Source organism: Stenotrophomonas sp. AGC87, assembly GCF_057333975.1.
Genome location: NZ_JBHFHW010000025.1, coordinates 23,409 through 30,979 on the forward strand (window position 1 = coordinate 23,409; position 7,571 = coordinate 30,979).

General features: G+C 65.6%; 8 protein-coding genes. 1 reads left to right on the top strand and 7 read right to left on the bottom strand.

Annotation, left to right across the window (positions count from 1 at the left end; translation table 11 throughout):
• Positions 1-32: 32 nt before the first annotated feature.
• The 7 genes from pstS (ACE026_RS09060) to ACE026_RS09090 all read right to left on the bottom strand — a co-directional run bounded on the left by pstS (ACE026_RS09060) (position 33) and on the right by ACE026_RS09090 (position 6,625).
• A complete protein-coding gene (pstS, locus tag ACE026_RS09060; RefSeq protein WP_486038734.1) occupies positions 33-1,124 on the bottom strand; it encodes a phosphate ABC transporter substrate-binding protein PstS in 1,092 nt (363 codons plus the stop codon).
• Between the two features lie 281 nt (positions 1,125-1,405).
• A complete protein-coding gene (gene pstS, locus ACE026_RS09065) occupies positions 1,406-2,425 on the bottom strand; it encodes a phosphate ABC transporter substrate-binding protein PstS (RefSeq protein WP_486038735.1) in 1,020 nt (339 codons plus the stop codon).
• A 123-nt stretch (positions 2,426-2,548) separates the two neighbouring features.
• The gene (locus tag ACE026_RS09070) at positions 2,549-3,328 is read right to left on the bottom strand and encodes a PA3715 family protein (protein ID WP_486038736.1); all 780 of its coding nucleotides are present in this window, start codon (positions 3,326-3,328) and stop codon (positions 2,549-2,551) included.
• Positions 3,329-3,432: 104 nt separating this feature from the next.
• Complete coding sequence (locus ACE026_RS09075; protein WP_486038737.1) at positions 3,433-4,644, bottom strand: OprO/OprP family phosphate-selective porin; 1,212 nt, start codon at positions 4,642-4,644, stop codon at positions 3,433-3,435.
• Between the two features lie 180 nt (positions 4,645-4,824).
• Positions 4,825-5,499 carry an endonuclease III gene (gene nth / locus ACE026_RS09080; RefSeq protein WP_486038738.1) on the bottom strand — a complete coding sequence of 225 codons (675 nt, stop codon included), beginning with the start codon at positions 5,497-5,499 and terminating at the stop codon, positions 4,825-4,827.
• Positions 5,499-5,861 carry a hypothetical protein gene (locus ACE026_RS09085; RefSeq protein ID WP_486038739.1) on the bottom strand — a complete coding sequence of 121 codons (363 nt, stop codon included), beginning with the start codon at positions 5,859-5,861 and terminating at the stop codon, positions 5,499-5,501. Before ACE026_RS09085 ends, nth begins: the two co-directional genes overlap by 1 nt.
• Positions 5,862-5,866: 5 nt before the next feature.
• Positions 5,867-6,625 carry an enoyl-CoA hydratase/isomerase family protein gene (locus ACE026_RS09090; protein WP_486038768.1) on the bottom strand — a complete coding sequence of 253 codons (759 nt, stop codon included), beginning with the start codon at positions 6,623-6,625 and terminating at the stop codon, positions 5,867-5,869.
• 192 nt (positions 6,626-6,817) lie between these two features.
• Between ACE026_RS09090 and ACE026_RS09095 the strand changes: the two genes are divergently transcribed.
• Positions 6,818-7,519, top strand: a complete 702-nt coding sequence (locus ACE026_RS09095; protein WP_088433054.1) for an FKBP-type peptidyl-prolyl cis-trans isomerase N-terminal domain-containing protein — start codon at positions 6,818-6,820, stop codon at positions 7,517-7,519.
• Positions 7,520-7,571 lie beyond the last annotated feature (52 nt).

The window sequence follows — 7,571 nt, forward strand, 5'->3', positions numbered from 1 at the left end:
GGCCTGCGCTATGCACAGGCCCGCTGTCTGGCTTACTTGAACTCGCTGGTCCAGTAGGCTTCGATCTGGGTGACCAGCTCGGCCGGCAGCGGCACGTAGTGCAGTTCGTTGGCCTGGGTCTGGCCCTTCTCGAAGGCCCACTTGAAGAACGCCAGGGTGTCCTTGCTGCGCTGCGCATCCTTGGGCTGCTTGTGCATCAGCATGAAGTTGGTGGCGGTGATCGGCCATGCCTGGTCGCCCGGGGCATTGGTGATGACCAGGTTGAAGTCCTTGGCGCTGGCCCAGTCGGCGCTGGCGGCTGCCGCGGCGAAGGTTTCCGCGCTCGGCTGCACCCAGTTGCCGGCGGCGTTCTGCATCGAGGCGTACGGCATGCCGTTCTGCAGCGCGTAAGCCAGCTCGACGTAGCCGATCGAACCCTTGATCTGCTTCACGTACGACGCCACGCCTTCATTACCCTTGCCACCCACACCGTCCGGCCACTGCACCGAGGTGCCTTCGCCGACCTTGCTCTTCCAGTCCGGGCTGACCTTGGACAGGTAGTTGGAGAAGTTGAATGTGGTGCCCGAGCCGTCCGAACGGTGGACCAGGGTGATCTTGCCGTCCGGCAGTGTGACGCCCGGGTTGGCGGCGACGATGGCCGGGTCGTTCCAGGTCTTGACCTTGCCCAGGAAGATATCGGCCAGCAGCGCGCCGCTCAGGCGCAGCTTGCCGGCTTCCAGGCCGTCGATGTTGACCACCGGCACCACGCCGCCGATCGCCGACGGGAACTGGCCGAGGCCGGCCTGGGCCAGCTCTTCGCTGCTCAGCGGCTTGTCGGAGGAACCGAAGTCAACGGTGCCGGCCTTGATCTGGGCGATGCCGCCACCCGACCCGATCGACTGGTAGTTGATCTTGGCGCCGGTGGCGGTGTTGTAGTCGGCCGACCACTTGGACACCAGCGGGAAGATGAAGGACGCACCGGCGCCGGAAATCTCGGCGGTCAGGCGGTCGCCAGCGGCCGGAGCAGCGGCAGGCGCGTCGGTGGCCGGCGCGGTAGCCTGGCCTTCAGCGCCCGGCTTGCAGGCGGAAAGACCCAGCGCGATGGCCAGGGAAAGGGCGGCGATGCTGGCCGTGTGCAGTTTCATGCGTCACTCCATAGCGGGATAAGGGCCGGTCTTTCCGGCGACGCGACTATGAAATGATGTTTTTGTTACAGCTTGATGACGCCGTGACCGAGCGCACGCAAAGCCTTGCGGCACAAGGGGCAGGCATTCTGCGGCAGGCAACAAAAAGGCGCGGAACCTTGCGGTCCGCGCCCGATGGCGCCGGAAGGGGAGAGAGGTCCCTCCGGCGCCATTGCCTCGTTGTGCGTACCGACCAAGGGTCGGTACCTACCGCCAGGTCACCACCGTGGGTGGTGGCTTCCTCAATATTTCAGGTTCTGCGACCAGTAGGTCTCGATCTGCTTGACCAGGGTGTCCGGCAGCGGAACGTAGTCGAGCTGCTTGGCCTGCGCATCGCCGCTCTTGTAGATCCAGCGGAAGAACTCCTGGGTGGCCTTGGCGTTGGCGACGTTCTTGGGCTGCTTGCGGACCAGGATGAAGTTGGTGGCGGTGATCGGCCACGCATCGGCGCCCGGGGCGTTGGTCATGACCAGGTAGAAGTCCTTGGAGCTGGCCCAGTCGGCGCTGGCGGCAGCGGCGGCGAAGGAGGTGTCGCTCGGCAGCACGATCTTGCCCGAGGCGTTCTTCATCGCGGCGTAGGACATCTTGTTCTGCAGTGCGTAGGACAGTTCGACGTAGCCGATGCCGCCCTTGATCTGCTTCACGTAAGCGGCAACGCCTTCGTTGCCCTTGCCGCCGATGCCGACCGGCCACTGGACCGAGGTGCCTTCACCGACCTTGGTCTTCCACTCCGGGTTGACCTTGGAGAGGTAGTTGACGAAGTTGAAGGTGGTGCCCGAACCGTCCGAGCGGTGCACGACGGTGATCTTGCCGTCGGACAGCTTCACGCCCGGGTTCAGCGCGGCGATCGCCGGGTCATTCCAGGTCTTGATCTTGCCCAGGAAGATGTTGCCCAGGGTCGGGCCATCGAGCTTCAGCGCGCCCGGGGCGATGCCGGCCACGTTGATCACCGGGACCACGCCGCCGATGACCGACGGGAACTGGGCCAGGCCGGCCGCAGCCAGTTCTTCCGGCTTCAGCGGGGCATCGGAGGAGCCGAAATCAACGGTCGCCGCCTTGATCTGGGCGATACCACCACCGGAACCGATGGACTGGTAGTTGACCTTCTTGCCGGTGGCAGTGCTGTAGTCGGCCGACCACTTGGACATGACCGGGTAGATGAACGAGGCGCCCGCGCCGGTCACATCGGCGGCGTTGGCGGCAAACACGGACGACGCGGCGAGGACGGCAACAGCGGCGCGCGACTTGAAGGCGTGGATCACGGGGTGGCTCCTGGGATGGATGAAGGTGCGGGGTGTCCCGCCCGGTGCTCATTCCATAACGGTTCGATGACAGCGCAGCGACTGTCATATGACCACCTCGTGACACGCCTTCTGGAGGCGATGTCACAACGGCTGCAGCGCCTCCGGGACCGCGTAGTGGCGGCCGTCGAAGCGCAGCACACGGCGCTCGCCGTCCACCGGCGTGTCCTGGTCGCGGCAGCTGTCGCCGTCCATCCAGCTGTGCGTGGTGACCCGCCGCTCACGCAGGATGAGGTCGGCCAAGCCGTGTTTGCCTTTGGGTCCAACGGCGACGGTGCGCGTTACGTCGGTGGAGTCGCCGGCGCAGCGGGTGTCCCACTCGGCCTGGAAACGACGCAACACCATCGGTGGGCCGAGCGTGCGCAGCGTGTCTGCCTGCACCGCCAGCAGATGCAATTGTTCTTCGCTGAACGGATTGGGCCCGGAGCCATTGCGGCGCTGCACGCGCAGGCCGAAGGCGAGGGTGTCCGGCGCAAGCTGGTAGCGCGCGGTATCCAGGTGCATGCCGTCGAAGAAGATCGCATCACTGTCGAGTGCGCCGGACAGCACCGTCCAAGCGCGCGTGGCGAGGGTGTCGGAATCGATCACCAACACCTCCACATCGCCATCGCGGGCGTCGTTGTCGCCGCCGTCGCGCCAGACCGGCGTGGCCACCAAGGTCAGCTCGGGGCGTGCCGGCCATCGACGGCAGACGCTGGCGGCGGTGTCGCGGGTATAGCCGGCGCGAACGGGCAGCACGTTGGGCGCTCGGACCGTGTATGCCTCCTGCGCTGCCGCCTGGGCGTCATAGCAGTCCTGGGCCTGGGCGGGCAGGGCGGCGGCACTGCACGCGGCGGCCAGCAACAGCGGGAGTGCGATACGCATCGGGTTCCATCCACGGGGCAGAGGGCGCACAGCATACCGGCGCGCGGGCACGAAAAAAGGCGCAGCCGAAGCTGCGCCTTTGTGTCACACGCGTGTTGCAGCGCTTACCAGAAGAACTGCAGGCGCGCTTCGAGGATGTTCGGGTCGTCGTTGACGAACGTGCGCGCGGTCGAGCTGTACTTCTTGCTGTCCACCATCACGTAGTTCAGCGCGAACTTGGTGTTGGAGCGCCAGTAGTAGTTCACGCCCACGGTCCAGATGTCCATCTTGCCGCCCAGCACGCCATCGACGATCGGCGGGCGACCGGCCACCGGGTTCGCCGACAGGTTGCCGTCGTTGAGGTCCATGTGGTCGTAACGCGCACCCAGCTGCCACATGCCGCGGCCCGGCTCGTCCGGCAGGCCGGTGGTCGGGGTGCCGCCCTTGTAGCCCCAGGTCTCGCCGGTGATGTTCCACAGGCCGCTGACGTAGTAACCGTCGCTGCTGTAGTTGTCGTGCGAGTAACGCTTGGCCTTGCTGGTGTAGTACTCGGCCTGGGCCTTGAACGGGCCGCCGATGTACATCGCTTCGGCGCCGATCGTGCTGACGCGGTCGGTATCGACCAGGTTGCCGCTGTCGACCAGGCGCACGGTGGCCAGATCCGCATTCGGGCGGGCACGCACGCGCAGGGTGTCGGCGTCGGTGTCGTAATCGACATAGCTCAGGCCGAAGTGCAGGACCTGGCCCTTTTCATTGATCGGGGCCCAGGTGCCACGCGCGCCGTAGCCGCTGCCGTGGGCGAGGTTGCGGGTCAGTTCGCGGCCGAAGGCGCTGGCGGTGACGGACCAGTTGTTGTCGCCGATGCTGTAGGCGCCACCGAGGCGGCGGGCCACGGCGTAGGTGTTGGTGACCGCAGCCTTGGAGATGAAGTCGTTGTTCTTGGTGCTGGACAGTTCTTCCAGGCTGTTGGGCTGCTTGAACTGGCCGAACTGCACGAAGTGGTTGGCGTTGCCGGCCAGCTTGTACTTCAGGTTGGTGTCCAGGAACTTGTCGGCCTTGGCGTCGTAGCCCACCACCCATTCCACATTGCCCGGGCCTTTGCCCTTGAGCACCAGCTCGGCGCGGCGCAGCTCGAATTCGCTGTTCTTGCCGTTGCCGGCGTCACCGCCGTTGAGGTCGGCCACATCGTTGTCGAACCAGTTGCCGTCAGCCTGGACCAGGCCTTCGAACGTGATTTCCGAACCGCCGATCACGTCGATGGCCACTTCAGCGTGAGCAGCCGGAACGAACAGCGCAGCCGCCACGGCCGCAGTAAGAAGTTGGCGATGCAGTTTCATGGAAGGAGCCTTGCAGGCAGGTGGGAAGATGCTGCGCAGGCTAATTAGTGAAGATTGCGTAAATGTGACAGTTTCGGACAAACCGTCATCGCCCGTATCCCAAGCGGCGTCAGGGGCTGCTATTGATGCCCGGCGCAGATGACCGCCGGGTTGCGTCCATATGGCAGTCGCGGCCCCCGTTCAGGCGGCGGTTTTTTCCTTGAAACGGCACAGGTCGCGGATCACGCATTGCGGGCAGTCCGGCTTGCGTGCCTTGCACACGTAGCGGCCATGCAGGATCAGCCAGTGGTGCGCGTCGAGCAGGAACTCGGCGGGGATCACCTTGATCAGCAGATCCTCCACCGCACGCACATCCTTGCCCGGCGCCAGACCGGTGCGGTTGGAGACGCGGAAGATGTGCGTGTCCACCGCCATCACCGGCTCGCCGAAGGCCGTGTTGAGCACGACATTGGCAGTCTTGCGGCCGACACCGGGCAGCGCCTCGAGTGCAGCACGATCACGCGGCACCTCGCCGCCGTGCTGTTCCACCAGCATCGCGCAGGCTGCAATCACGTTCTTCGCTTTCGCGTTGTACAGGCCGATGGTGGCGATGTACTTCTTCAAGCCGTCTTCACCGAGCGCAAGGATCGCCTGCGGAGTATTGGCGACCGGGAACAGTTTGCGCGTGGCCTTGTTGACGCCGACATCCGTGGCCTGCGCCGACAACGTGACCGCCACCAGCAGCTCGAACGGCGAGCTGTACTCCAGTTCGGTCTTGGGGTGCGGGTTGAGTTCGCGCAGGCGCGTGAACATTTCGATCACGTCGGCCTTGGGCATGCGCGCGGTGCGTGCGGCGGTTTTCTTCATCGTGGCCATCAGGATGTACGGCCCGCGGCCTTGGCCTTGGCGCGCGCGAGGATCGCGGCAGCGGCCGAGGGCAGGGCGGGTTTCTGGATCTCGGGTGTGGGGGGCGGTGCGCGGCGTGCATCGCGCTCGGCGGCGCGGCGCGCGAGCCGCTGCTGGCGCTGGCGGTAGCGCTCGCGCGCGGCCCAGGCACGTTGCAATTGCTGCTGTGCGTGCTGCAGCCGCTGTGGAAGATCGGGATGATCGGGCCGCAGCGCTTCGTCGCCCGGCTGCGCGACGTAGTCCATCAGCCCGGCGGCCAGCGCGGCATCCCATTGATCGTCGAGGACGAGTGCCAGCAGCTGCGCCGGCGAAGCGGTATCGGAAGGCGACATGGGGCTCAGCGGTTCTGGAACACCGGCGGCCGGCGCGCCAGGAACGCGCTGGTGCCTTCGCGCATGTCCTCGGTGGCGAACATCAGCCCGAACTGCGCGCTCTCGTATTCCAGGCCCTCGCCGAGCGAACACTCGCCGCCGATATGGATCGCATCGAGGATGCCGCGCAGCGCGAGAGGCGCGGCCGAGGCCAATTGCGACGCCAGTGCCTGGACGCGGGCATCCAGCTCCGCAGCCGGAACCACCTCATTGACGATGCCCAACTGCGCGGCACGCGCGGCGGTGATCGGGCTGCCCAGCAGGCACAGCTCCAGCGCGGCGGCGCGGCCGCACAGGCGCAGCAGCCGCTGGCTGCCACCGAAACCGGGGATCAGGCCCAGATGGATCTCCGGTTGCCCCACCTTGGCGGTCTCGGAGGCCACCCGCAGGTGGCAGGCCATGGCCAGCTCCAGCCCGCCGCCCAGCGCAAAACCGTTGATCTTGCCGATCACCGGCTTGGGCATGCGCTCGATCCGGCGCATCAATCCCTGGCCCAGCAACGAGAAATCACGACCCTGAACCGCGCTCAGGCCGTTCATTTCGGCGATGTCCGCGCCGGCCACGAAGGCCTTGGGACCGGCACCGGTCAGTACCACCACGCGAACGGCCGGGTCAGCTGCGGCCTCGGAGAAGGCGGTATCAAGGGCTTCCAGGGTCGCCCGGTTGAGGGCGTTGAGTTTGTCCGGGCGGTTGACCGTCACGGTGCGCACGGCGGCATCGTCCATAATCGAGATAAGGGCGTCGGCCACGGCAGGACTCCTGAAAACGTTAAAAAAAAGTGATTGTTGAACTCTTGAAACGAAGTCAGGTCAGAGCCTGCGTCGTTAGTGGCGGTTCAACGTTGCGGCGGCTATCCTAACCCGTCGCCTCAGGGCGGCCCAACGCGTCCTGAGTTACCACCCCTGGAGAAAAGTTTGATGAAGTTGCGTTCTATCGCGGTCGCCGTCGCGGCCCTGGCCCTGACGGGCAATGCCTTCGCCCAGGACACCTCGTCCGAAAAGGGCAAGCTGAGCTATTACTTCGGTTACGACTACGGTAACAACCTGGCTGAACTCACCGCACGCGGCGAGCAGCTGGACATCAACTCGGTGGTGAAGGGCCTGCAGGATGCCTACGCCAAGAAGCAGCCGTCGATCACGGCCGAGCAGTTGAAGCCCGCCGTCGAAGCCTTCCAGAAGCGTGAGCAGGGTCGTGCGCAGGCCGCCAAGGCTGAGTACGACAAGGCTGCCGCCGAGAACAAGACCAAGAGCGATCAGTTCCTGGCCCAGAACAAGGCCAAGACCGGCGTGCAGTCGCTTCCGAGCGGCGTGCAGTACCGTGTGATCGAAGCCGGCAAGGGTGCCAAGCCGACCCAGGCCAGCACCGTGCAGCTGGAAGTGGCCGGTCCGTACCCGTTCGGCACCCGTCCGGCCGAAGCGCGTCCGGCCCAGCAGATCCCGGGCATCAAGGTCAGCGAAGTCGAAATGAAGGCCATGCGTGAAGCCCTGCTGCAGATGCCGGCTGGCTCCAAGTGGGAAGTGACGCTGCCGCCGGATCAGGCCTATGGTGCCGATCCGCGCACGCCGTTCCCGCCGAACGTCGCGGTGCAGTTCGAAATCAAGCTCGTCAGCGTCAAGTAATTTCCGCAACATCAAGAACGCGCCGGTGGCAACACCGGCGCGGGTTTTTTTT

What these genes read in the sequence shown, in the direction of transcription:
- pstS (WP_486038734.1), bottom strand. Translation starts at nt 1,124, where the DNA reads ATGAAACTGCACACGGCCAGCATCGCCGCCCTTTCCCTGGCCATCGCG.
- ACE026_RS09070 (WP_486038736.1), bottom strand. Translation starts at nt 3,328, where the DNA reads ATGCGTATCGCACTCCCGCTGTTGCTGGCCGCCGCGTGCAGTGCCGCC.
- ACE026_RS09075 (WP_486038737.1), bottom strand. Translation starts at nt 4,644, where the DNA reads ATGAAACTGCATCGCCAACTTCTTACTGCGGCCGTGGCGGCTGCGCTG.
- nth (WP_486038738.1), bottom strand. Translation starts at nt 5,499, where the DNA reads ATGGCCACGATGAAGAAAACCGCCGCACGCACCGCGCGCATGCCCAAG.
- ACE026_RS09085 (WP_486038739.1), bottom strand. Translation starts at nt 5,861, where the DNA reads ATGTCGCCTTCCGATACCGCTTCGCCGGCGCAGCTGCTGGCACTCGTC.
- ACE026_RS09090 (WP_486038768.1), bottom strand. Translation starts at nt 6,625, where the DNA reads ATGGACGATGCCGCCGTGCGCACCGTGACGGTCAACCGCCCGGACAAA.
- ACE026_RS09095 (WP_088433054.1), top strand. Translation starts at nt 6,818, where the DNA reads ATGAAGTTGCGTTCTATCGCGGTCGCCGTCGCGGCCCTGGCCCTGACG.